Raw genomic sequence first — 22,956 nt, forward strand, 5'->3', positions numbered from 1 at the left:
TACTAATATATTTCCTATTCGATAAATGCATCCAGTCCGAAATGCTTATAACACCGCTCGGTCACAACCCGACCTCTTGGAGTCCGGTTAATAAAACCGTTTTTAATAAGATATGGTTCATATACATCTTCTATCGTTCCGGAATCTTCGCCGATGGCTGCAGCCAGAGTATCAAGTCCTACCGGTCCGCCTCCAAACTTTTCTATCATTGTCATCAAAATATTCCGGTCTGTATTATCAAGCCCCATAGAATCAACCTCAAGCTTATCGAGTGCAGTCTTTGCGACCTCATAATCGATACAGCCATTGTGGCACACCTGAGCAAAATCCCGACATCTCTTTAACAGACGGTTGGCAAGTCTTGGGGTTCCTCTGGAACGCTTTGCAATCTCAAGGGCTCCTGCATCATCTGTTTCTACACCAAGCACATCTCCGGAACGAATTACAATCTGCTTCAATTCCTCCGGTGAATAGAACTCTAATCGATCTACCATTCCAAAACGATCACGAAGCGGTGCTGTCAGCATACCGGCTCTTGTCGTTGCACCGATCAATGTGAATTTGGGAAGATCCAGACGGATCGATCTTGCTCCTGCTCCTTTACCGATCACAACATCGATCGCAAAATCTTCCATTGCAGGATATAAGACTTCCTCTACCTGACTGTTTAATCTGTGAATCTCATCAATAAATAGTATATCATTTTCTGAGAGATTATTTAAAATAGCCGCAAGTTCACCCGGCTTCTCGATTGCCGGTCCGGATGTGATCTTGATATTGACACCCATCTCATTTGCGACAATAGATGCTAGTGTCGTTTTACCAAGTCCCGGCGGACCATATAAAAGCAAATGATCTAAGGGTTCATTTCTTCTCTTTGCCGCCTCTATAAAAATCTTCAGATTCTCTTTTACTTTATTCTGTCCAATATATTCATCCAGATACTTTGGTCTCAGACTGTATTCGCTATTTAATTCTTCTATATCTGCTTCTGTTGAAATAATTCTGCCCACTATGTCCACCTGTATCCGTTTTTATATTAATTTCTTCAATGCTGCCTTTAATATAGCTTCTGTGTCCATCTGTCCGATATCGCCGATCTTTTTTACGGCAAGTGCTGCTTCCGAATTCGAATATCCAAGATTTACAAGTGCAAGGATCGCATCCCTTGCTGCATTTACATCCTGTGTATTCTGTGCGATCGACTGCTCATAGGCTGCATCCATCATATCTTCCATCTTTAACTTATCTTTTAATTCCAGTATGATCCTTGATGCACCCTTGGTGCCGACACCATTTGCTTTTGATATCGTCTTTGCATCCTCTGAGATCACCGCGAGCTGAAGCTCCTGGATCGTAAGAGCTGTAAGGATCGCCATAGCGACCTTCGGACCTACCCCGCTGATTCCGATCAGAATACGGAATACAGATAATTCCTCTTCAGAATGAAACCCATATAATGTCAATTCATCTTCTCTTATATACATATGTGTGTATACTTTAATCTGCGTTCCATATGCCGGAATTCGCTCAAGGAACTTACCGGATACGAAGATACAATACCCCATTCCGTGGTTATCGATTACTATATAATTCTCTCCTGCACTAACAAGTGCTCCTGCAATATATGCTATCATAATGATATGTCTCCGAATTTTACTATGCCAAGTATAACACAGTTTTCTCGTTATGGAAATATCTGATTGATTTTTTGACCGCAGGGGCATATCATGAAATTATTCGATTGATTTTTTACATATAAGGATGTATTTTAAATTACTACTATAAAACTAATTTAATTTTCAATCTAAATTACATGATATATTTTACATTTGAGGTTAAACACTATGATTCAATATAGCTATACCATGCCGCTTTCTTCGGTTAACCTGAACTGGATGAAAGAAACGTCGGATCAATATCTGTTCTTCGACATCGAGACAACCGGATTAGGTGCTGCCCGATCAGATCTCTATCTGATCGGATATGGAACGATTTTAAATAATGAACAGCTTCGCATCACTTTATTATTCAATGATGATGGCTGTTCCGAACCAAAGATACTCGCTGCATTTAAAGATATATTGTCTGACTACAAATATCTTGTTACATATAATGGTGATACCTTCGATCTTCCATATATAAAGGAAAAATACAGACAGTTCCGACAAGAGATATCCTTCGATTCAATTATCAGTATTGATGTATACCGTAAAATAAGAAAATATAAAAAGCTGCTCCGGATGGATTCAATGAAACAATCCGCCCTGGAATCTGTTATGGGAATAGAACGGGATGAATTTCACTCAGGTGGCCTTCTGATCGATACATATCATGACTACCTAAGTACAAAGGATACGCAACTACTGGATATGCTTCTGTCTCATAATAAGGATGATATCTATGGCTTGTTTTATGTATCAGGTGCACTTACCCTTACTTCTTTCTTTGATGGCGACTTTGAGATATCGGAAACCACCTGCACCGATACACAGCTTATGATCTGTATACAGACAAGAAAACTTGCGATTCCATTTGATACCAACTGCAATGATATACATATTTCAGGCAAAGATGAAATCGTGACGATCAATATTCCGGCTATCCATGATACACTGAAATATTTTTATAAGGACTATAAGAATTATTTCTATCTGCCATTAGAACAGACTGCCATCCACAAGGATGTTGCCTGTTATGTAGAAAACGCCTATAAAGAAAAAGCCCGCCCGGAAACTGCATACACAACAAAGTCAAGTGTATTCATCCGACAGAACAAATTTAAAATGCCTCATATATTCAAATACGAACATACCGATAAAGACGGATACATCGAACTGGATGATGCTTTCATCAATGACAGGATACAGTTAAAAGAATATCTCCTCAATATTTTAAAGCAGATCAAATAGTTCCGGGACATACTGCAAAAGCGGAAATTGCAAGAATGCGGAATAAGAGCAAGGTTATAGGCAAAATATAATATACATAAAACAGTAAAATACCCACTGATGAAATTTCATCAGTGGGTATTTTTACATTTTATAAGAAATAATCTTTGATTATTCTTCTACAGGAGCTTCTTCAACTTCCTCTGTTTCCTCCGGAGCCGGAAGTAATGCCTTTACGCTCAGGCTGATCTTCTTCTCTTCCGGTTTGAAATCAACAACCTTAGCTTCGATCTCATCACCAATCTTATATACATCTTCCGGTTTTGCAACATGATCATATGAAATCTGTGAAACATGAAGTAATGCGTCAACGCCCGGCTCTAATTCAACGAATGCACCAAAGTCAGTCATACGTGCGATCTTACCTGTTACAACTGTTCCAACAGCATATTTCTCTTCTGCATTTAACCATGGATTTGTCTCATCAAACTTTAAGCTTAACGCAATCTTGTCACCATTGATGTCCTTAATGAATGCCTTAACAGTGTCACCAACCTTGAACATCTTCTTAGGACTTTCTACTCTGCCCCATGACATCTCTGAAATATGAAGAAGTCCATCAGCACCACCGAGATCAATGAACGCACCGAAATCTGTTACATTCTTTACTGTACCTTCTACTGTCATGCCAACTTCAATCTTTTCGAATAATTCTTTTGCAGCTGCAGCTTTTCTCTCAACGATCAGTTTCTTTCTGTTACCAATGATTCTTCTCTTCTTAGGATTGAACTCTGTAAGCTGGAATTCGATATCCTGGTCTAAGTACTTATCAAGGTTCTTTTCATATAAGTCAGATACAAGACTTGCTGGAATGAAGATTCTTGTCTCTTCGTAAAGAACATTTAAACCACCATTTACAACCTGAACAACCTTACCTGTAAGGATGTCACCATTATTAAATGCTTCTTCTAATTTCTCGTTTACTTTCTCTGCTGCAACTCTCTTGTATGAAAGAGCAACCTGTCCTTCGCCATCATTTGTCTTGATAACCTTAACAGTGATTGGATCCCCAACTTTTACCAACTCTGTTAAATCAGCGTTTGGAGTATTTGTATATTCATTTCTGGTAATGATACCATCTGACTTATACTTGATATCAACTACGATCTCATCCGGCTTAACACCGATAATTGTTCCATCGATAATCTCTCCCTGTCTGATTGACGCCTTGCTTTCATCATTTTCTAACATCTGTTCAAAACTTAACTCTGCCATGCTACTATGAACCTCCTTAATAATATAATTTGGGGTAGATGCCCCCGCAGTAATACCTACCCTACTAACGGATTCAAAAGTAGTCAAATCCAAATCAACGAGTGTCTGTATATAGTAAGTATTCTCACATTCTTGTTTACTAATATCATATAGCTTCTGAGTATTAGAACTATTTCGACCACCTATAACGATCATGGCATCTACAGTCTTTGCAATGTTCCTTGCTTCCGTCTGTCGAACTGCCGTTGCATTACAGATTGTCTCATGAACAAACACATTATACAATTTTTTTCGAATAATATCAACAATATCTTTAAATTTATTCTTATTAAAGGTGGTCTGTGATACTAAACTAAAGTTAATTTGCTCAAAATTCGGCTCATTTTCTATATTTTTCACCAAATCTTCTGCCTCTGAAACGCTCTGTACTGTATATGCTTTCGTCTCACACCAGCCAATAATACCCTCGACTTCCGGATGATCCCTGTTACCAACTATGATAATACGGTTTCCTTTTTTGCTCTCATCCTGTGCGATCGTATGGATTTTTTTTACAAACGGGCAGGTCGCATCTACCACGTTGACATGTCTGGCTTCCAACTGATCCATAACATCTTTCGATACTCCATGTGACCGGATAATAACCGTTGCATCTTTCTGTTGATCAAGTTCGGCAAGATCATCGATCACCAATATTCCTTTTTTCCTCAGGTCTTCGATCACTTCTTCATTATGAATGATCGGACCATAAGTATATACATGCTGTTTCCCTGCTTCTTTATACGCTGTATCAACGGCTCGCTGTACACCAAAGCAGAATCCTGCCGACTTTGCTAATATAATTTCCATATTTTGTCCATACTCCGGTTTTATTTTTCTGCAATGCTGATGATCTTAGCTACAACCTCATCGATACTCATATCTGAACTGTCAAGATATACAGCATCCTCTGCCTGCCTCAGTGGTGCAATCGGACGTTCCATGTCTTGTTTGTCCCTTGTGATAATGTCTGTTTCGATTTTATTGATATCCGGTGTTTCTCCCTTGGCTGTCAGTTCATCATATCTTCTCTTTGCACGAACTGCGGAAGAAGCGGTCAGATAGATTTTTACTTCTGCATTTGGAAGAATGTTCGTACCGATATCTCGTCCATCCATAACGACATCATTTTCTCTTGCAAGCTTTCTCTGAAGATCTAACAGCTTTTCTCTTACACATGGGATTGCAGATGATCTGGATGCCATGTTACCCACCTCTTCTTTTCTGAGACTTCCGGTTACATTCTCGCCATTCAGGTATACCTGCTGTGCATGATCTTCATAACAGATTGTGATCTCGATCCCTGCGATCTCTTCGGCCACTGCATCTGCATCCGTTACATCTGTCTTTGCATTCAATAATGCAAGTGCAACTGCACGATACATCGCTCCGGTATCTACATAGATATATCCGAGTTTTCCTGCTACCAATTTTGCTATTGTACTTTTTCCTGCTCCTGCAGGTCCGTCAATTGCTATATTCATTTTTTCTCTCCTTTTATCCATTTACTTTAGTTACTACCTTCTGAACATGCAAGTCCCGCCAGATATCCGGTTGACCATGCGATCTGCAGATTAAATCCACCTGTCAGTGCATCTACATCCAAAACCTCGCCTGCAAAATACAGATGATCTACAAGTTTTGATTGCATTGTTGACGGAACAACCTCCTTTACGTTGACGCCGCCTTTTGTAATGATTGCCTCTTCAAAACCGCGAAGTCCCCGGAACGAAAGTGTAAACTGTTTGAGTACGGTTACTAAATTCTTTCGTTCTTCCTTTGTGATTGAATTCACCTTCTTATACGGATCGATTCCTGAACGTTTTATGACTACATCGATCAGTTTGACCGGAAGCAGATCACCAAGTGAATTATGAAAATCTTTATTAGCATATTTGCTAAAATCCCGAAGGATACGATCATCCAGCATTTCTTCTGTCATCGCAGGCTTCAGATCGATATACATGCTTAAATCCTTATCCAGATATTTATGAAGATATGCCGATGCCTTTATTACCAGAGGACCGCTGATGCCAAAATGTGTAAACAACAGCTCTCCCTGTTCTTCAAACAGACACTTCTTTCCACATTTAATCACAAGCTCTACATTTTTTAACGATAGTCCCATAAGTTCTTTGCAGAATTCATCCTTTAATTCAAATGGAACAAGTGATGGTAAAAGCTCTTTGATCGTGTGCCCTGCGCTCTCGGCAAACCGATATCCGTCTCCGGTTGATCCGGTAAGCGGATACGATATCCCGCCGGTTGTTATGACGACTGCATCTCCATACACATCTTTCTTTCCATGTGCCGTCTTGATCTGTACGCCTTTTACTACCTGATCTTCTATAATAAGCTTCTGAACTTCCGTCTGTAGTTCTACTATGATCTCCTGATTTCGGTTTAATTTCGTTTTTAATACTCCGATCACGTCAGATGAATGATCGCTGACCGGAAATACACGATCTCCGCGTTCTACCTTTGTCTTTAGTCCAAGTTTCTCAAAGAAATCAATCGTCATCTGATTATCAAAGGTATAAAACGGACTGTACATGAATTTACTGTTTGTTGTCACCGACTGAAAAAAGCGGTCTGCATCCCCTGCATTTGTCAGGTTGCATCTCCCCTTACCTGTAATGAATAACTTCTTTCCAAGGCGATCATTCTTTTCAAATAATACAACCTCGCAGCCATTTTCCGCAGCTGTGATCGCAGCCATCATGCCGGCCGCACCACCACCGACTACTATTATTTTTTTCATTGCATCATCCTCTTTAAACCTTCATTCGATATAGTCACTAACAGTCTGTAGCTTTCTTTTAACTGTAGCTCCGGGGTGATATGGTCAATCGAACGTCCGTCTTCCTTTACCAGAATGATATTCATATTATAACTTCTTCTGAAATCAAGTTCTTTTAATGTCTTGCCGACCCATTCCGGTCGAACCGAGATCTCTGCTACATTGATGTTATCCGAAATCTCAAAGAATTCCAGAAAATTGCTACATAAGAGCTTTTTTGCAACATTAATTCCGGCATCCTTTTCCGGATAGATAACTTTATCCGCTCCGATCTTGGACAGGATCTTTGCTGCTTCATCGTTATTCGATTTAGCAAGAATATATGGAACACCCAGTTCTTTTGCTGTTATGATCGTCATTGCACTGGCTTCCAGATTATCACCCATTGCAACTACAACACCATCCATATTCTCAAGTCCTGCTTCTTTCAGACTCTCTGTCTCGCATACATTGATCGTCACCGCACAGGTAACCTGTGATGAAATCCGCTTCACACATTCAGGATTACTGTCGATCGCCAGAACCTGCGCACCGGATTCCATCAAAGTGAGGGCAACATTTGTTCCAAATCGCCCAAGCCCTACTACCGCAAATGATTTTTTCATACTTTCCTCCTTATCCAACGATCACATCTTCTTCCGGATAATGAAGAAGCCGATGTTTTCCGTTCTGTGTATTAAATGCTACCACCATAGATATCGGTCCAACTCGTCCGATATACATACAGATCATAATGATGATCTGTCCTGCCGTATTCAAAACAGGCGTCAGATTTCTGGATAATCCAACTGTACAGACAGCACTTGCAACCTCAAACAAGGCATCCAGCAGATTCACATCATTGGTCGCCATCAATAATATCGTCATTATAAATATTGTACTCATACTTAAGAATACAATTGCAACTGCTTTTTTTACAACGGATACCGGAATATTTCTCTTGAAGACCTCCGTATCCTCATGATTTCTGATCATGGCAGCAAATGTAAAGAAAATAACTGCAATGGTTACGGTCTTCATTCCTCCAGCTGTTCCAACCGGCGAACCGCCGATCATCATAAGTAACGCCCCGAAGAAAGCCGTTACCGGTCGAAGTGCTGCCTGTGGTACAGCCGCAAATCCTGCCGTACGAAGTGTTACCGACTGAAAAAAAGCATTTAATATCCGGTCTTTTTCGGATAAATTACCAAGAGTGTCCGGATTAGAGCGTTCAAGGAAATAGATAACAACTGTACCACCGATCAATAACAGCAATGTCATAAAAATTGCGATCTTCGTCTGTAAATGAACACCATTCCATGCCGACCGGATACTGCATTTCTTTGTACGGATTCTTCGAAACGCTTCAACCGTATCCCACCATACAATAAATCCGATTCCACCCATAATGATCAGAAAAGAAGTATTCAGCATCATCAAAAGATTGGAATGGTAAGGAATCAAACTGTCCGCACCCATAATGTCGAGACCGGCATTACAAAATGCTGAAACGGCATGAAATACTGAAAACCAGATTCCCTTTAATAATCCGTATTCTCTGCAATAATAAAAACTGTAAATAAATGCTCCAATTCCTTCGATCAGAAACGTTCCCTTTATTACTTTTATCGTAAACTTCAAAAGTCCTTGCTTACTGTTCAGATTAAATGCATCCTGCAACAGCATTGTACTTTTCAAGGTTATCTTCATTCTGAATAACAACATAAACAGTGTGATGATCGAAACGATTCCGAGTCCGCCGATCTGGATCAAAATTAATATCACACCTTTACCAAACAAACTCCAATAGGAAAATGTATCAACAACTACCAGACCTGTCACACATACGGATGTCGTCGATGTAAACGCAGCCGTCAGGAGATCTGTCCATGTTCCGTTTGCAGATGCAATCGGCAATGATAATAATATCGTTCCTACAATAACTGTGATAAGAAAGCCCAATGCTATAATTCTTGTTGTTGTAAGATAATTTCGGTTCACATATTTCTTCTTATTCATGATATACCCATAGACCTCTACTCAATGCAATCCCCCTGTCTCCGCCTTATCCGACAGATAACAAAATTCATGATATAAACATGGGAAGATACAGACCGGATACCACCAGTCTGCTCTTCCCATAGTATACCTGCATATGCCATTTTTCAAACGACATAACACTTTATAATCTTATACCGGATATGCCTTATCCTCTTTGTTTACAAGTGTTGCATCAACCTTTGTCTTCTTTGCTTCTCTTAACTTGAAGAAATCAACAGCAACCTGTGGGAACAATGCATATGTTAATACATCTTCATCCTGTTCCTTGTACTGAATCATTTCCTTCTCGATCTTACCAAGCTCGTTTTCAAGAAGATCAGCAGGACGACATGTGATAGGCTCCTGATCACCGATTACTTTCTTTCTAACTTCCGGATCAACAGGCTTTACAGACTGACCATACTCGCCGGCAACCAGTGCTTTTGCCTCTTTTGTACACATCTTGTATCTCTCGCCTGTAACAACATTTAATACAGCCTGAGTACCAACGATCTGGCTGGATGGAGTAACAAGAGGTGGTTCACCGAAGTCTTTACGAACTCTAGGGACTTCTTCCAGAACCTGTTCGAACTTATCTTCTGCGTTCATTTCCTTTAACTGTGATACAAGGTTTGATAACATACCACCCGGTACCTGATATAATAATGTCTTAACATTAACACCAAGAACCTTTGGATTCAGAAGGCCGGACTTAATCCACTCTTCTCTTAATGGTCTGAAGTAATCAGCGATCTCTGCGAGAAGGTTCTGATCAAATCCAGGATCATATGGTGTGCCTTCAAATGTCTTAGCCATAACTTCTGTTGCAGGCTGGCTTGTACCAAGTGCTAATGGTGAAATTGCTGTATCGATGATATCACATCCTGCTTCAACAGCCTTCATATATGTCATGGAAGCAACACCTGATGTATAATGTGTATGAAGCTGGATTGGAAGGGAAGAACCTTCCTTTAATGCCTGAACAAGCTCGGTTGCCTTATATGGAACAAGAAGACCTGCCATATCCTTGATACAGATAGAATCTGCACCCATATCCTCAATTCTCTTAGCCATATCTTTCCAGTAATCAAGTGTATAAGCATCACCTAATGTATAGGAAAGTGCAACCTGTGCATGACCTTTTTCCTTATTACATGCCTTAACAGCAGTTTCAAGGTTTCTGATATCATTTAAGCAGTCGAAAATTCTGATAATATCAATACCATTTGCGATTGACTTCTGAACAAAATACTCAACCACATCATCTGCATAATGACGGTAACCAAGAATGTTCTGGCCTCTGAATAACATCTGAAGCTTTGTATTCTTAAAACCATCTCTTAATTTTCTAAGTCTCTCCCATGGATCTTCCTTAAGGAATCTGAGACATGCATCGAATGTAGCACCACCCCAGCACTCAACAGAATGATATCCAACCTTATCCATCTTATCGATGATTGGAAGCATCTGTTCTGTTGTCATACGGGTAGCGATCAGTGACTGATGCGCATCACGTAATACAGTTTCGGTAATCTTAACCGGTTTCTTTTCTGCCATTTCGAACCTCCTGAATATATTCTCATATGATTATGATCATTACTGTACATTAAAGATTGCAAGGAATGTTCCTGCTGCAACTGCTGTACCGATAACACCTGCAACATTTGGTCCCATTGCATTCATCAGAAGGAAGTTCGTAGGATCATACTGGGAACCTACCTTCTGAGAAACTCTGGCTGCCATAGGTACGGCAGATACACCGGCTGAACCGATCAGCGGATTAACCTTACCCTTTGTTACCAGGCACATTAACTTACCAAATAATACACCGGCTGCTGTACCGAATGCAAATGCGATCAGACCAAGTAATACGATCTTTAAAGTACTGATCTTTAAGAAAGCTTCTGCACTTGTACTTGCACCAACAGATGTACCAAGTAAGATAACTACGATATACATCATAGCATTGGATGCTGTCTCTGTAAGCTGTTTTACAACACCACACTCACGGAACAGGTTACCTAACATCAGCATACCAACCAGTGGTGCTGTTGTAGGAAGGATCAGAACAACTACGACTGTAACGATAATTGGGAAAAGGATCTTTTCCAGCTTGGTTACAGGACGAAGCTGTGGCATTCTGACCAGACGCTCTTTCTTTGTTGTAAGTGCTTTCATAATAGGTGGCTGGATGATCGGAACCAGTGACATATAAGAATATGCTGCTACTGCGATTGGTCCAAGTAATGTACCACCCATTCCAAGTTTACCGGCAAGGAAGATAGATGTAGGACCATCTGCACCACCGATAATAGAAATAGCTGCTGCTTCCTTACCATTGAATCCCATCAGGAAAGCAAGGAAATATGCGCCGTAGATACCGAACTGTGCTGCAGCTCCAAGAAGAAAGCTTGCAGGGTTTGCGATCAACGGGCCAAAATCTGTCATGGCACCTACACCCATGAAGATCAGTGAAGGAAGAATACTCCATTCATCCAACATGTAGAAGTAATGTAATAATCCGCCTTCTGCCATTATATCTGGAAACATGTTAACAAGTAACATACCAAATGAGATTGGTACCAGAAGAAGTGGCTCAAAACCAAACTTAATTGCAAGGAACATGAAAACGAACGCTACAAGGATCATAACGTAATTTTTCCAGTCAAGACTTGCAAAACCTGTCTGATTTGCTAAATTTGACAATACGTCAACTATACTACTCATTTAGTCGTTCCTCCTATCAGATTTATACAAGTACAGCATTAGTTCAGAGTTGCTAATGTATCTCCTGCTTCAACAGTTGCACCTGATGCAACGTCGATGCTTGCTACTGTACCATCTTCCGGAGCAACAACTTCGTTTTCCATCTTCATAGCTTCAAGGATCAGAATAACCTGTCCCTTCTTAACTGCATCACCAACATTTGCCTTAACATCAAGGATCTTGCCAGGCATCGGAGAAGCAACCTTAATGGAACCTGCGCCTGCTGACTTAGCTGCCGGTGCTGGTGCCGGTGCTGCCGCTGGTGCCGGTGCAGCTACAGGAGCTGCTGCAACTGGTGCTGCTACAGGGGCAACGCCACCTGCTAATTCTTCAACTGAAACATCATATGATGTACCATTTACTGTAATTCTATAATTCTTCATCGATATATCCTCCTATTATTATCTCTTAATACGTCTGATCGGGCGTGTCACAAGCTTATCTTTGCTTGGATACGTTGTATATGCATTCTGTCCTGCTGATGCAGCAGCAACTGCGGCTGTGATAACTGCAACCAGTTCAGAATCATTCATTACGCTTTCACCTGTTTCTGTCTTAACGATGTCAACAATCTGTCCTGCCGGTGCAGATCCTGCATCTTCTTCCTTTGTCTCAGCAACAGGCTCTGCCTTAGCTGCTTCTGCTGCTTTTTTAGCTGCCTTCTTGGCTGCTTTTGCTTCTTTATCAAAGAAGCCGGGAACAAATTTTAACAGATAGATGATAAATGATATAAAGATAAGAACAACGAATACAGTTGCCATACCGATCAGGGTGTTGGTTCCGGCTGCCTTCATCTTATCTTCAAATGTCATGTTTGCTGCAATCTCAACATCAGTTGACTTATATGGATACATGCCCTGTGAAGCAAGTGCCTCATCAGCTTTCTCTTCACTGTAACCATACTGGTTCATTAACTGATATCTCTGTAAGTTATATGTTGCACTGTTATCTACGAATGTTACCTTGATCAATGCCTCTTTTTCTGTACAGTCAGCATAAAGAGTTACAATTACATTTCCTTCTGTCTCTGTAATCTTGTATTCACCTGTAAAATCTTTAAACTCACCGCACTCATCACCGATATTACGGAATGACTTGACTGCTTCTATCTCATTTTCAGAAACCCCTGCATCCTCGCCTGCTTCTATAACATAGTTATAGGTCTCATCTGCGCTTGCATATTTCTGATATGTCTCACAGGCATCTTTTGCTACCTGAGCGATCTCCTGATCGTTATAAGCAAATTTTACTCCGTTATCATCAGAAGCACTACATCCGGCAAACATAAAAGTAACAGCTAACATAGAAACTATTAATAATAATTTTTTCTTCATTTAGTTGTCACTCCTTTTATATAGTACCGTGTTTCTTATAAGGTCTCATTTCTTCCTTTGAAAGGAGCATCTGGATCGCTGCGATCACTCTCTTTCTTGTAGCATCAGGCTCGATGATATCATCGATATATCCTCTGGATGCTGCCGAAGCTGCTCCTGAAAGAGCTGCAACATATTCTGCTTTCTTCTCCTTGATGAATGCAAGCTTGTCGTCTGCTGCTGCAAGTTCATCTTCATACATGATCTTAACTGCCATCTCAGGATCCATAGTACCGATCACTGCATCCGGCCATGCATATACCATATCAGCTCCGATTGCCTTGGAGTTCATAACCGTATATGCTGTTCCATAGGCCTTGTCCATAACAACCGTAACCTTTGGAACTGTTGCATCTGCATATGCATTTGTAAGCTTTGCAAGAGCCTTTGAGATGGTCTTCTCTTCTTCAACTGTTGCAGCAAAACCTGTTACATTTACAAGTGTAAGAACAGGAATGTTAAATGCATCACAGAAATCTACAAATTCTTCTGCTTTATATGCACCCGCTGTTGTGATCGTATCTTCCTGATTACCAACACATCCAACTGTGATACCATCCATACGGATCAGAGCTGTAACAACATCTCCTGCATATTCCTTCTTCATCTCAAGCACAAGAGAATCATCGGCAATATTCTGGATCACTGCTCTTGGATCGTTCTTGTAAGAATCAAGATTTGGGATAATTCTGTTTGGATTGTCATTTGCAGAAGCTTCCTTGTCGTCCAGATTACAGCTTGGAAGAACCTCAACCAATGCACGGATCATACCAAGTAATTCTTCTTCTGTCTCAAATACACCATCTACATTTGCTGTATTCTCACTTACATAATCAGCTGCGGAAGTATCTAACTTTGTAATATTGTTCTCTGCTAAAGCATTTGGAGAATTTACAAATAACTTTGCACCTTCCTTTGTCATGAAAGTGAAGTCTGATAATGATGGAACAAGTGAAGCACCGCCGCCACATGCACCAAAAACAGCTGTGATCTGAGGAATAACACCTGAAGCCATAACCTGCTTGCCATATACTTCACCAAATGCATTCAGTGCATCTGTAGCTTCCTGAAGTCTGAGTCCTGCACAGTCGATCATACCGATGACAGGTGCACCCATCTTCATAGCCATATCATAAATTTTTGCAATCTTCTTAGCATGCATCTCACCAACAGAACCGCCTAAAACTTTAGCGTCCTGACTGTATACATACACTAAATTGCCATTGATAACACCATATCCGGTAATAACACCATCTTTTGGAGTATCCTTATCCTGAATGTTAAAATCAGTATTTCTTGCTTTCACATAAGCACCGATTTCAACAAAGCTTGCGTCATCAAGCAATGCATTAATTCTATCGCTTGCTGACAGGGTGAGTTTGTTGCTCATTTCTAGTCCTCCATTAAATTTATTTTTAGGAGTTACATAAAAGTAATTCCAAATTTATGCCGATTTTATTGTAAAGCCTTTACGAATTTATTTCAAGTAAAATTATTATTACGACACAGTTTTTTCAACACTTTTTAATAATTGAACAACCCTGATATTTTTACTTAAAAAACAAAAGAGGAAAGCGGAATTAATTGTCAGAAAATACCCCACTTTCCCCATAATTGTCTGTTCTGTTGTTAGTTGTTCATAACTGCATAACCGCTATTTTTATATTAATCCTTCAGGACATTTTTATTTGATACCAGATAATCGATCAGTGAAATGACCGTTAATACAAGTGCAGCATAGATCAGCACCTGTTCAATCACAAATATCACTTTTCCACCAAGATTACCGATTAGAAAACAAACCATGACCATCTGTACAACAGTTTTTAATTTTCCCCAGATACCAGCCGCGATAACAACACCCTTTTCTGCCGCGATCAGCCGGAATCCGCTGATGATAAACTCTCTCGCAATGATAATAATAACGATCCATGCCGGAATCCGTCCCTGATCGACTAATGCGATCATCGCAGAACATACCAGAAGTTTATCTGCTAACGGATCCATGAACTTTCCAAATGTTGTGACCAGATTACATCTTCTTGCAATCTGCCCGTCTAATGTATCCGTGATCGCCGCAGCAATAAAGATGCCAAGTGCGATCCATTTGGCTGCTGTAAAATCAAGATACATGAACACAACAAAAAACGGGATCATTATAACTCTCAGGATTGTTAATTTGTTTGGTAAATTCATTCTATCATCTCCCCTGTCAGATCATATTCATTCGCATCCGTGATCCGAACCTGTACAAAGGTGCCGGACATCAGCTCATATGGTGCATCAACAAATACCATACCATCTACATCGGGCGCATCCCTGTAGGTTCTTCCGACATATACATCATCTTCCGCAACATATCCTTCGATCAGTACCGTAAGGTTCTTGCCAAGCAGCTCCTGATTCTTGTCATATGATACTTCCTGCTGCAATGCCATTATATCATCCCGCCATTTTTCTGCAACCTCATTTTCAATCTGATCCGGAAATGATGCAGCAGGTGTTCCTTCCTCCGGTGAATATGTAAACACACCCAGGCGGTCAAATTCTGACTCATTCACGAATTCCATAAGTGCCTCATGATCTGCTTCTGTCTCACCCGGGAAACCAGCGATCAGCGTTGTACGGATCGCAATATCAGGAATCCGCATACGAAGCTTTGCGATCAATTCCACAATATTCTTTTTACAGGTACGTCTTCCCATGCGTCGCAATACAGGATCTTCTGAATGTTGGATCGGTATATCGAGATAATGACAGACCTTTTCTTCCTCTGCGATCGTATCGATCAGCTCGTCTGTGATCTCCTCCGGATAGCAGTACATCAAACGTATCCACTGGATTTCCTCGATCTTGCAGAGTTCATGTAATAATTTTGAAAGTGTCTTTTCACCATACAAATCCACTCCATAGAGTGTTGTTTCCTGTGCAACAAGGATCAGTTCTTTTACTCCCTGTGCAGCAAGCTCTTTTGCAGATGCCAGAAGCTGTTCCATCGGAATACTTCTGTATTTTCCTCTGATATATGGGATTGCACAGTAAGTACACATTTTTCCGCACCCCTCTGCGATCTTCAGATATGCCATAGAAGCTCCGGTCGTAACGATACGTCCGCCAACTGTCTCCGGCATATAATTAATATCCGTAACAAAGGAATGTTTCTCCTCAGAACTGATCGCATCTACGATCGCGTCATAATTTGCAGCTCCGACGATCGTATCGATCTCCGGCAGTTCTGCAAGGATATCATCTTTATATCGCTGTGACAGGCAGCCGGTAACGATCAGCTTCTTTAATGATCCTGTCTTCTTCAGCTCTCCGTATTCTATTATCGTATTAATACTTTCTTCCTGCGCATCTTTGATAAATGCACAGGTATTGATAACAACTGCCTCTGCCTCATGTTCATCATTTGTGATCTCATGTCCTGCCTTATGCAGAAGTCCGAGCATTACCTCACTGTCCACAAGGTTCTTATCGCAGCCCAATGATACCATCAATACTTTCATATATGTTCTTTCCTCAGGTTATTTTATATTGATCGAATCTACACAGTTATGCATAAGCATTGCGATCGTCATAGGACCAACTCCGCCCGGTACAGGTGTAATTGCTCCTGCAACTTTGCTTGCTGATTCAAAATCAACGTCACCACATAATTTGTTATTCTCGTCTCTGTGTATTCCGACATCGATCACTGTTGCACCCTCTTTGATATAGGATGCATCGATCATCTTCGGTCTGCCGATCGCAACTACAAGAATATCTGCGCGCTTACATACCTCTTTCAGATCCTTTGTCTTTGAATGACAGATCGTAACCGTTCCATTCTCGCGTAATAACAGCATTGCCATAGGCTTGCCTACGATATTGCTTCTGCCAATCACAACACATTCTTTTCCTGCGATCTCGATTCCGGAACGCTTTAAGAGCTGGATCACACCAGCCGGTGTGCAGGATACAAATCCAGGCTGACCGATACTTAATGCTCCGACGCTCATCGGATGGAAGCCATCAACATCCTTTAATGGTGAGATTGCTTTGATGATCTTGTCCTCATCGATATGTTTTGGAACCGGAAGCTGTACCAGAATTCCATTTACAGCATCGTCCTTATTCAATTTATCGATCAGCTCTAACAGTTCTTTCTCCGTTGTCTCTTCCGGAAGCTCATAAGACAAAGAATCAATACCGATATAAGCACATGCCTTTTTCTTATTGCCGACATATACGGAAGATGCCGGATCATTCCCTACCTGAATAACTGCCAGACAGATCTTTACACCTTTTGCCGAAAGCTCTGCTACCTGTTCCTTTAATTCATCTTTTATCTGTTTTGATATTGCTTTTCCATCAATCAGTTGAACCATATTCGATTTATTCCTCCTTAGAATAATCCACAGATTACACCGTCATCATTTACACTGATATTTTCAGCGGCCGGTACCTTAGGCAGACCAGGCATTGTCATGATTGTTCCTGTGATCGCAACCACAAAGCCGGCACCTGCACTGACATATACTTCACGGATATTAATATCAAATCCTTCCGGTCTTCCAAGCTTCTTCGGATCATCCGAAAGTGAATACTGATTCTTTGCCATACATACAGGGAAGTTTCCAAATCCCATTTCTTCAATCTTAGCGATCGCACGATCTGCTTCCGGACTGTATGTTACATTTGCTGCACCATAGATCTCTGTTGCAATGCATGAGATCTTTTCTTTAATTGACAACTCATCTTTATATAATACTTTAAAATCACTCTTTTTGTTCTCAAGTGTATTTAATACTGCATTTGCAAGCTCGATACCGCCTTCGCCGCCTTTTTCCCATACATTTGCAAGAGCGAAATCACAGTTTCTGTCCTTACAGAATTTCTCCACAAACGCAAGTTCCGCATCTGTGTCTGTGATGAAACGGTTTAAAGTAACGACAACAGGAACCTGATACTTCTGAAGATTCTCGATGTGCTTTTCAAGGTTTACGATACCTTTCTTTAATGCTTCCAGATTCTCCTGACCAAGCTCTGTCTTCGGTACACCGCCGTTGTACTTCAATGCCTTTACGGTCGCAACCAGAACAACTGCATCCGGTTTCAGTCCGTTCATACGGCACTTGATATCAAAAAACTTCTCTGCACCAAGATCTGCTCCGAATCCAGCCTCTGTAATTACATAGTCTGCCAGCTTTAATGCTGTCTTTGTTGCGATTACACTGTTACAGCCATGTGCGATATTTGCAAATGGTCCACCATGCACAAGTGCAGGTGTATGCTCCAACGTCTGGATCATATTCGGCTTGATCGCATCCTTTAATAGTGCAGCCATAGCACCAACCGCTTTCAGATCCTTTGCTGTTACAGGCTCGTTCTGATAATTATAAGCAACAATGATCCTGCCAAGTCTCTCTTTCAGATCATTGAAATCCGCTGCAAGGCATAGGATCGCCATGATCTCTGATGCAACCGTGATCACGAAGCCATCTTCTCTCGGTACACCATCTACACGCTTTCCAAGTCCGATCACGGTATGACGAAGCGCACGGTCATTCATATCCATACATCTTTTAAATACGATACGGTTCACATCAATGCCGAGTGCATTTCCCTGATGAATATGGTTATCCATCATTGCTGCAAGCAGATTGTTTGCAGATGTGATCGCATGGAAATCACCCGTAAAATGAAGATTCAGATCCTCCATCGGAACTACCTGTGCATATCCGCCGCCGGCAGCACCGCCCTTGATACCAAAGCAAGGACCAAGTGATGGTTCACGAAGTGCGATAACCGCTTTCTTGTTCAGCCTTCCCATAGCTTCACCAAGTCCGACTGTGATCGTTGTTTTTCCTTCTCCTGCCGGAGTCGGATTGATCGCTGTAACTAAGATCAGCTTACCATTCTCATTTTTCTGTACGGAAGCGATCAGCTCATCTGACAATTTTGCTTTATATTTGCCATACATCTCGATATCATCTTCTTTGATGTCAAGCTTTGCCGCAACCTCCTTTATATTCTTCATCTCTGCCTGCTGTGCAATTTCGATGTCGTTTAACATTTAATATGTCCTCCCTGAGTGTAATTTTATCCTATATCAGGTAAAATCTGCCTATGCACGCTATATCCCTTCACCGGCATTTTCCCTGTATAAATATCATTTGAATCTGTATTATAGATTATTATCTATATATTCGTCAAATTCTTCCTGCGTCATAAGTATCTTTCTTGCCTTTGTGCCCTCCTCCGGGCCTACAACCCCGGCACCTGCAAGCTGATCCATGATACGTGCCGCACGGTTAAAGCCAATCTTAAACGCGCGCTGCAGCATTCCGATCGAGGCCTTTTCTTTATCAATGATAAAGCGTCCGGCTTCTACAAAATAATCATCCTTATCACTTCCACCGCTCATACCGGGTGCACCGGCCGCTCCGGTCTGTGTAATAGACTTAGATATATCATCATCATAAGTTCCGACACCGTTCTGTTTCTTCAGATACTCCACAACGGCTGACACTTCTTCATCCGAAACAAAAGCTCCCTGCACACGAACCGGTTTTGGATAACCGGTCGGATAGAATAACATATCACCCTTACCAAGAAGCTTCTCTGCACCATTCATATCTAAGATGGTTCTGGAATCTACACCGGATGATACAGCAAATGCAATTCTCGATGGAACATTTGCCTTGATCAGACCGGTAATAACATCTACCGATGGACGCTGAGTTGCTATAACCAGATGGATACCTGCCGCTCTGGCAAGCTGTGACAAACGGACAATCGCATCTTCCACTTCTCCGTGAGCAACCATCATCAGATCGGCAAGCTCGTCCACGATCACAACGATCGTCGGCATCTTCTTTAGCTTCTCATCATCTACTGATCCGGAAGCAAGTGCCTGTTCTACTTTGTCATTATATCCCTGTATATTTCTGACTCCACATTCTGCGAACATCTGATATCTTCTGGTCATTTCCTCTACTGCCCAGTTAAGTGCGCCGGATGCCTTCTTCGGATCGGTTACAACCGGGATCAGCAGATGCGGGATGCCATTATAACAGGCAAGCTCAACCATCTTCGGATCGATCATAATCAGTTTTACTTCTTCCGGTTTTGCCTTATATAAGATACTCATGATCAGCGTATTGATACAGACCGATTTACCGGAACCTGTCGCACCGGCGATCAGAAGGTGCGGCATCTTGGCTATATCCGTAACGATAACCTGTCCACTGATATCTTTACCGACTGCAAACGCGATCTTAGATTTGGAATTCTTGAAATTATCCGATTCCACCAGTTCACGGAATGCAACGATTGAATTTTCTTTGTTTGGCACTTCGATTCCGATTGCTGCCTTACCGGGGATCGGGGCTTCGATACGAATATCCGCGGCTGCAAGATTTAACTTAATATCATCGGCAAGACCAAGGATCTTACTGACCTTCACGCCCTGCTCCGGCTGCATCTCAAACCGGGTAACCGCCGGTCCGCAGCTATAATTTGTGATCGTAACATTAACACCGAAGTTTTCCAATGTATTCTTCAGCTTGATCGCTGTAGAGCGTACCTGTGCATCCCGGTTCGCATTGTGATTCTTCGGCGGCTGTGCCAGAAGATTGGGCCCCGGAAATTTATACTTCGCTCCCTCTTTATAGTTCTTCTGTCCGGGCTTGTCTGCCGCCGGTGCAGGCTTCTTCACTGTCTGAGAGTTCTCTGCCTTTCCTGTCACACTGGAAAATGCAGAATCCATATCCGGATCATAATCATCCGGTATCACACTGACAACCTCCGGATGCTCATTTCCATTGATCGCACCGGAAAGAACATCTTCCTCATCATCAAATTCAGCATCAAAGATGTCTTTTGTCTGCTGAACAGGAATCTCCTGTGTATCACCCATAGGAACTGCCGACGAAACACCGGCTGCCGTTTCCACAGAAGCAGGCTCTGATTTTCTCCTGCTCTTTGTAACCGACGTTTTCTTCGAAAACGATACCGGTATCTGTTCTTCTCTTTCATCATGAAGTACAATCTTCTCTACATCATTATTGAATGTAAGGAAATCGTCATCCGGTACATTTATTTCATGGATCTCATCCTCATTCTCAAAGAAGTCTTTCGTTTTACCCTTATGCTTTTCATCGCTTTCATAGACTTTCAGATTCTCAAGCCTTACCTGATTATTTGCAGACTTTTTCTTATTCTTCTTGACCGGTCTGTGTTCCTGCTCCGGTTCTTCATACTCTTCTTCCCTGTAAAAACTGTTGATCAGATTCTTAAAGGTATCAATCACAGAGATTCCTGTGATCAGAACAAACATAACAAGCGCACCAAGTATAATTACCAATGTTACACCCACAATACCGATCGTATTCCGGAAGATAAAGAACAGACCGCCACAGATAATTCCACCGCCCATATGCTCCTTATATCCATCCAGATATAACTGTTTTACCGATAAATAATCAGTTGTGAAGATCATCTGGCTGATCATTGATATGATCATCAGAACCATACCGATATAGATTACTTCATTTCTGACCTTTTTATTGCCCAAATTGGAAATAACAAATGCCGATGATATAAAAAGATACACCGGGAATATGTACTCAGCAAATCCGATCACCCCAAACAGAAACCCGGATATTGCATCGCCGACCTTTCCACATTTGCCAAAGTTAGCGATCATCAAAAATATGGAAAAAGCAAGAATGACTAAAAGGATTACTTCCAGACGTACTTCCCTGTTATCTTCTTCTATCTGCTGTTCCATCTGCTTTTTTGATGTATTGGGGTTTGATACTGTATTTGACCTTTTAGCTGTACTATTTTTCTTTCCCGTCCCATTTTTCTTTCTGGTTTCAGCCATTTTCTTCTCCCACTTACTTACTTAAATTAACGTACAAAATAATAAACAACAGATATCACACCTGCGCATAAACAATAGATGGAATATCCTTTGAATTTATTGTTCTTTACTGATTTCAGCATCACTTTGATACAAAGGAAGCCTACAACGCCCGCAACGATCATACCGCTCACATAATTCAGGATCTCTGACCCGGTAAGACTTGCTCCTGCCAGATCCGGAATCTGAAGAATACATGCTCCAAGGATTGTCGGAATCGACATGATGAATGAATATTTTACTGCAAATTCTCTGTTGAATCCACATGCCAGACCTGCTGTAATCGTAGAACCCGATCTGGAAATACCAGGAAGAGTTGCAATACCCTGCGCCAGACCTATAAATAACGAATTCTTATATGTAGCCTCTGCAGGTCCTTTATTACCCTTCTGAACACGATCAGCAATAAATAAGATCACAGATGTGATACAGAGACAAAATCCCGGAACTAATAAAGTATTTCCGGCATTTTCAATCTTGCTCTCAAACGGAAGTGCAATCACCATAGTTACAAGTGTTGATAAAATAACAAGCATTACAAATTTACGGTATTCCGTTTCAATGATCTTACGATATGGTTTCTTCTCCTTGGAAAACAGATTTGCAAAAAATCTCCCTACATTGCAGCAGGCAAGACCGATAATAGTAAATCCTTCTACAATCAGTTCAACAATATCCTTCCAATACACAATAAAGATGGCAACCAACGTACCAAAATGAAGCAGAATATCAAACATGATACCTGTATCTGTATTTACATGAAACATGTTCTTAAAAATTGCGAGATGTCCTGAGCTGCTGACGGGAAGGAACTCGGTTGCTCCCTGAATGATTCCCATAATGATTGATTCTAATAGTGACATAATTGCTCCGATCTGCTGT

At 41.2% G+C, this 22,956-nt stretch carries 19 protein-coding genes; 1 reads left to right on the forward strand and 18 read right to left on the reverse strand.

Annotation, left to right across the window (positions count from 1 at the left end; translation table 11 throughout):
• Positions 1-14: 14 nt before the first annotated feature.
• Positions 15-1,016: a Holliday junction branch migration DNA helicase RuvB gene (gene ruvB / locus DWW43_RS08945; RefSeq protein ID WP_044945030.1), complete on the reverse strand. Its 1,002-nt coding sequence runs from the start codon at positions 1,014-1,016 to the stop codon at positions 15-17.
• Positions 1,017-1,034: 18 nt separating this feature from the next.
• Positions 1,035-1,637 (reverse strand): Holliday junction branch migration protein RuvA, encoded by a 603-nt coding sequence (gene ruvA, locus DWW43_RS08950; RefSeq protein ID WP_119963342.1) that lies wholly within the window; start codon positions 1,635-1,637, stop codon positions 1,035-1,037.
• 210 nt (positions 1,638-1,847) lie between these two features.
• Here ruvA and DWW43_RS08955 point away from each other — a divergent pair, with 210 nt between their 5' ends.
• The gene (locus tag DWW43_RS08955) at positions 1,848-2,912 is read left to right on the forward strand and encodes a ribonuclease H-like domain-containing protein (protein WP_119963343.1); all 1,065 of its coding nucleotides are present in this window, start codon (positions 1,848-1,850) and stop codon (positions 2,910-2,912) included.
• A gap of 150 nt (positions 2,913-3,062) precedes the next feature.
• Here DWW43_RS08955 and DWW43_RS08960 read toward each other — a convergent pair whose 3' ends face one another.
• The 16 genes from DWW43_RS08960 to DWW43_RS09035 all read right to left on the reverse strand — a co-directional run bounded on the left by DWW43_RS08960 (position 3,063) and on the right by DWW43_RS09035 (position 22,937).
• Complete coding sequence (locus tag DWW43_RS08960; protein ID WP_008400773.1) at positions 3,063-5,015, reverse strand: bifunctional 4-hydroxy-3-methylbut-2-enyl diphosphate reductase/30S ribosomal protein S1; 1,953 nt, start codon at positions 5,013-5,015, stop codon at positions 3,063-3,065.
• A 20-nt stretch (positions 5,016-5,035) separates the two neighbouring features.
• Positions 5,036-5,689 (reverse strand): (d)CMP kinase, encoded by a 654-nt coding sequence (cmk, locus tag DWW43_RS08965; protein WP_165853049.1) that lies wholly within the window; start codon positions 5,687-5,689, stop codon positions 5,036-5,038.
• Between the two features lie 26 nt (positions 5,690-5,715).
• Entirely contained in the window at positions 5,716-6,966 is a 1,251-nt protein-coding gene (locus DWW43_RS08970) for an NAD(P)/FAD-dependent oxidoreductase (protein WP_008400771.1), read from the reverse strand.
• Complete coding sequence (locus DWW43_RS08975; protein WP_044944946.1) at positions 6,963-7,610, reverse strand: TrkA family potassium uptake protein; 648 nt, start codon at positions 7,608-7,610, stop codon at positions 6,963-6,965. The genes DWW43_RS08970 and DWW43_RS08975 overlap by 4 nt, the downstream gene beginning before the upstream one ends.
• Before the next feature lie 10 nt (positions 7,611-7,620).
• Positions 7,621-9,003, reverse strand: a complete 1,383-nt coding sequence (locus DWW43_RS08980) for a potassium transporter TrkG (protein ID WP_008400769.1) — start codon at positions 9,001-9,003, stop codon at positions 7,621-7,623.
• 171 nt (positions 9,004-9,174) lie between these two features.
• The gene (locus DWW43_RS08985) at positions 9,175-10,581 is read right to left on the reverse strand and encodes an oxaloacetate decarboxylase subunit alpha (protein ID WP_008400767.1); all 1,407 of its coding nucleotides are present in this window, start codon (positions 10,579-10,581) and stop codon (positions 9,175-9,177) included.
• A 39-nt stretch (positions 10,582-10,620) separates the two neighbouring features.
• Entirely contained in the window at positions 10,621-11,751 is a 1,131-nt protein-coding gene (locus DWW43_RS08990; RefSeq protein WP_008400766.1) for a sodium ion-translocating decarboxylase subunit beta, read from the reverse strand.
• A 38-nt stretch (positions 11,752-11,789) separates the two neighbouring features.
• A complete protein-coding gene (locus DWW43_RS08995) occupies positions 11,790-12,173 on the reverse strand; it encodes a biotin/lipoyl-containing protein (protein ID WP_008400765.1) in 384 nt (127 codons plus the stop codon).
• An 18-nt stretch (positions 12,174-12,191) separates the two neighbouring features.
• Positions 12,192-13,124, reverse strand: a complete 933-nt coding sequence (locus DWW43_RS09000) for an OadG family protein (RefSeq protein ID WP_119963345.1) — start codon at positions 13,122-13,124, stop codon at positions 12,192-12,194.
• 16 nt (positions 13,125-13,140) lie between these two features.
• The gene (locus DWW43_RS09005; RefSeq protein WP_008400763.1) at positions 13,141-14,553 is read right to left on the reverse strand and encodes a carboxyl transferase domain-containing protein; all 1,413 of its coding nucleotides are present in this window, start codon (positions 14,551-14,553) and stop codon (positions 13,141-13,143) included.
• A 275-nt stretch (positions 14,554-14,828) separates the two neighbouring features.
• Positions 14,829-15,359, reverse strand: a complete 531-nt coding sequence (pgsA, locus tag DWW43_RS09010; protein ID WP_119963346.1) for a CDP-diacylglycerol--glycerol-3-phosphate 3-phosphatidyltransferase — start codon at positions 15,357-15,359, stop codon at positions 14,829-14,831.
• Positions 15,356-16,672, reverse strand: coding sequence for a 30S ribosomal protein S12 methylthiotransferase RimO (gene rimO / locus DWW43_RS09015; RefSeq protein ID WP_119963347.1), 1,317 nt, complete (start codon positions 16,670-16,672; stop codon positions 15,356-15,358). Before rimO ends, pgsA begins: the two co-directional genes overlap by 4 nt.
• An 18-nt stretch (positions 16,673-16,690) precedes the next feature.
• A complete protein-coding gene (folD, locus tag DWW43_RS09020; RefSeq protein ID WP_119963348.1) occupies positions 16,691-17,533 on the reverse strand; it encodes a bifunctional methylenetetrahydrofolate dehydrogenase/methenyltetrahydrofolate cyclohydrolase FolD in 843 nt (280 codons plus the stop codon).
• A gap of 17 nt (positions 17,534-17,550) precedes the next feature.
• Complete coding sequence (locus DWW43_RS09025; protein ID WP_008400758.1) at positions 17,551-19,221, reverse strand: formate--tetrahydrofolate ligase; 1,671 nt, start codon at positions 19,219-19,221, stop codon at positions 17,551-17,553.
• Positions 19,222-19,332: 111 nt separating this feature from the next.
• Positions 19,333-22,035 (reverse strand): DNA translocase FtsK, encoded by a 2,703-nt coding sequence (locus DWW43_RS09030; RefSeq protein ID WP_119963349.1) that lies wholly within the window; start codon positions 22,033-22,035, stop codon positions 19,333-19,335.
• A gap of 26 nt (positions 22,036-22,061) precedes the next feature.
• Positions 22,062-22,937, reverse strand: a complete 876-nt coding sequence (locus DWW43_RS09035; RefSeq protein WP_008400755.1) for an undecaprenyl-diphosphate phosphatase — start codon at positions 22,935-22,937, stop codon at positions 22,062-22,064.
• Positions 22,938-22,956: the final 19 nt, after the last annotated feature.

The sequence above is a fragment of the Clostridium sp. AF15-41 genome (genome assembly GCF_003604095.1).
Classification (GTDB): domain Bacteria; phylum Bacillota; class Clostridia; order Lachnospirales; family Lachnospiraceae; genus Coprococcus.

What these genes read in the sequence shown, in the direction of transcription:
- ruvA (WP_119963342.1), bottom strand. Translation starts at nt 1,637, where the DNA reads ATGATAGCATATATTGCAGGAGCACTTGTTAGTGCAGGAGAGAATTAT.
- DWW43_RS08955 (WP_119963343.1), top strand. Translation starts at nt 1,848, where the DNA reads ATGATTCAATATAGCTATACCATGCCGCTTTCTTCGGTTAACCTGAAC.
- DWW43_RS08960 (WP_008400773.1), bottom strand. Translation starts at nt 5,015, where the DNA reads ATGGAAATTATATTAGCAAAGTCGGCAGGATTCTGCTTTGGTGTACAG.
- cmk (WP_165853049.1), bottom strand. Translation starts at nt 5,689, where the DNA reads ATGAATATAGCAATTGACGGACCTGCAGGAGCAGGAAAAAGTACAATA.
- DWW43_RS08970 (WP_008400771.1), bottom strand. Translation starts at nt 6,966, where the DNA reads ATGAAAAAAATAATAGTAGTCGGTGGTGGTGCGGCCGGCATGATGGCT.
- DWW43_RS08975 (WP_044944946.1), bottom strand. Translation starts at nt 7,610, where the DNA reads ATGAAAAAATCATTTGCGGTAGTAGGGCTTGGGCGATTTGGAACAAAT.
- DWW43_RS08980 (WP_008400769.1), bottom strand. Translation starts at nt 9,003, where the DNA reads ATGAATAAGAAGAAATATGTGAACCGAAATTATCTTACAACAACAAGA.
- DWW43_RS08985 (WP_008400767.1), bottom strand. Translation starts at nt 10,581, where the DNA reads ATGGCAGAAAAGAAACCGGTTAAGATTACCGAAACTGTATTACGTGAT.
- DWW43_RS08990 (WP_008400766.1), bottom strand. Translation starts at nt 11,751, where the DNA reads ATGAGTAGTATAGTTGACGTATTGTCAAATTTAGCAAATCAGACAGGT.
- DWW43_RS08995 (WP_008400765.1), bottom strand. Translation starts at nt 12,173, where the DNA reads ATGAAGAATTATAGAATTACAGTAAATGGTACATCATATGATGTTTCA.
- DWW43_RS09000 (WP_119963345.1), bottom strand. Translation starts at nt 13,124, where the DNA reads ATGAAGAAAAAATTATTATTAATAGTTTCTATGTTAGCTGTTACTTTT.
- DWW43_RS09005 (WP_008400763.1), bottom strand. Translation starts at nt 14,553, where the DNA reads ATGAGCAACAAACTCACCCTGTCAGCAAGCGATAGAATTAATGCATTG.
- pgsA (WP_119963346.1), bottom strand. Translation starts at nt 15,359, where the DNA reads ATGAATTTACCAAACAAATTAACAATCCTGAGAGTTATAATGATCCCG.
- rimO (WP_119963347.1), bottom strand. Translation starts at nt 16,672, where the DNA reads ATGAAAGTATTGATGGTATCATTGGGCTGCGATAAGAACCTTGTGGAC.
- folD (WP_119963348.1), bottom strand. Translation starts at nt 17,533, where the DNA reads ATGGTTCAACTGATTGATGGAAAAGCAATATCAAAACAGATAAAAGAT.
- DWW43_RS09025 (WP_008400758.1), bottom strand. Translation starts at nt 19,221, where the DNA reads ATGTTAAACGACATCGAAATTGCACAGCAGGCAGAGATGAAGAATATA.
- DWW43_RS09030 (WP_119963349.1), bottom strand. Translation starts at nt 22,035, where the DNA reads ATGGCTGAAACCAGAAAGAAAAATGGGACGGGAAAGAAAAATAGTACA.
- DWW43_RS09035 (WP_008400755.1), bottom strand. Translation starts at nt 22,937, where the DNA reads ATGTCACTATTAGAATCAATCATTATGGGAATCATTCAGGGAGCAACC.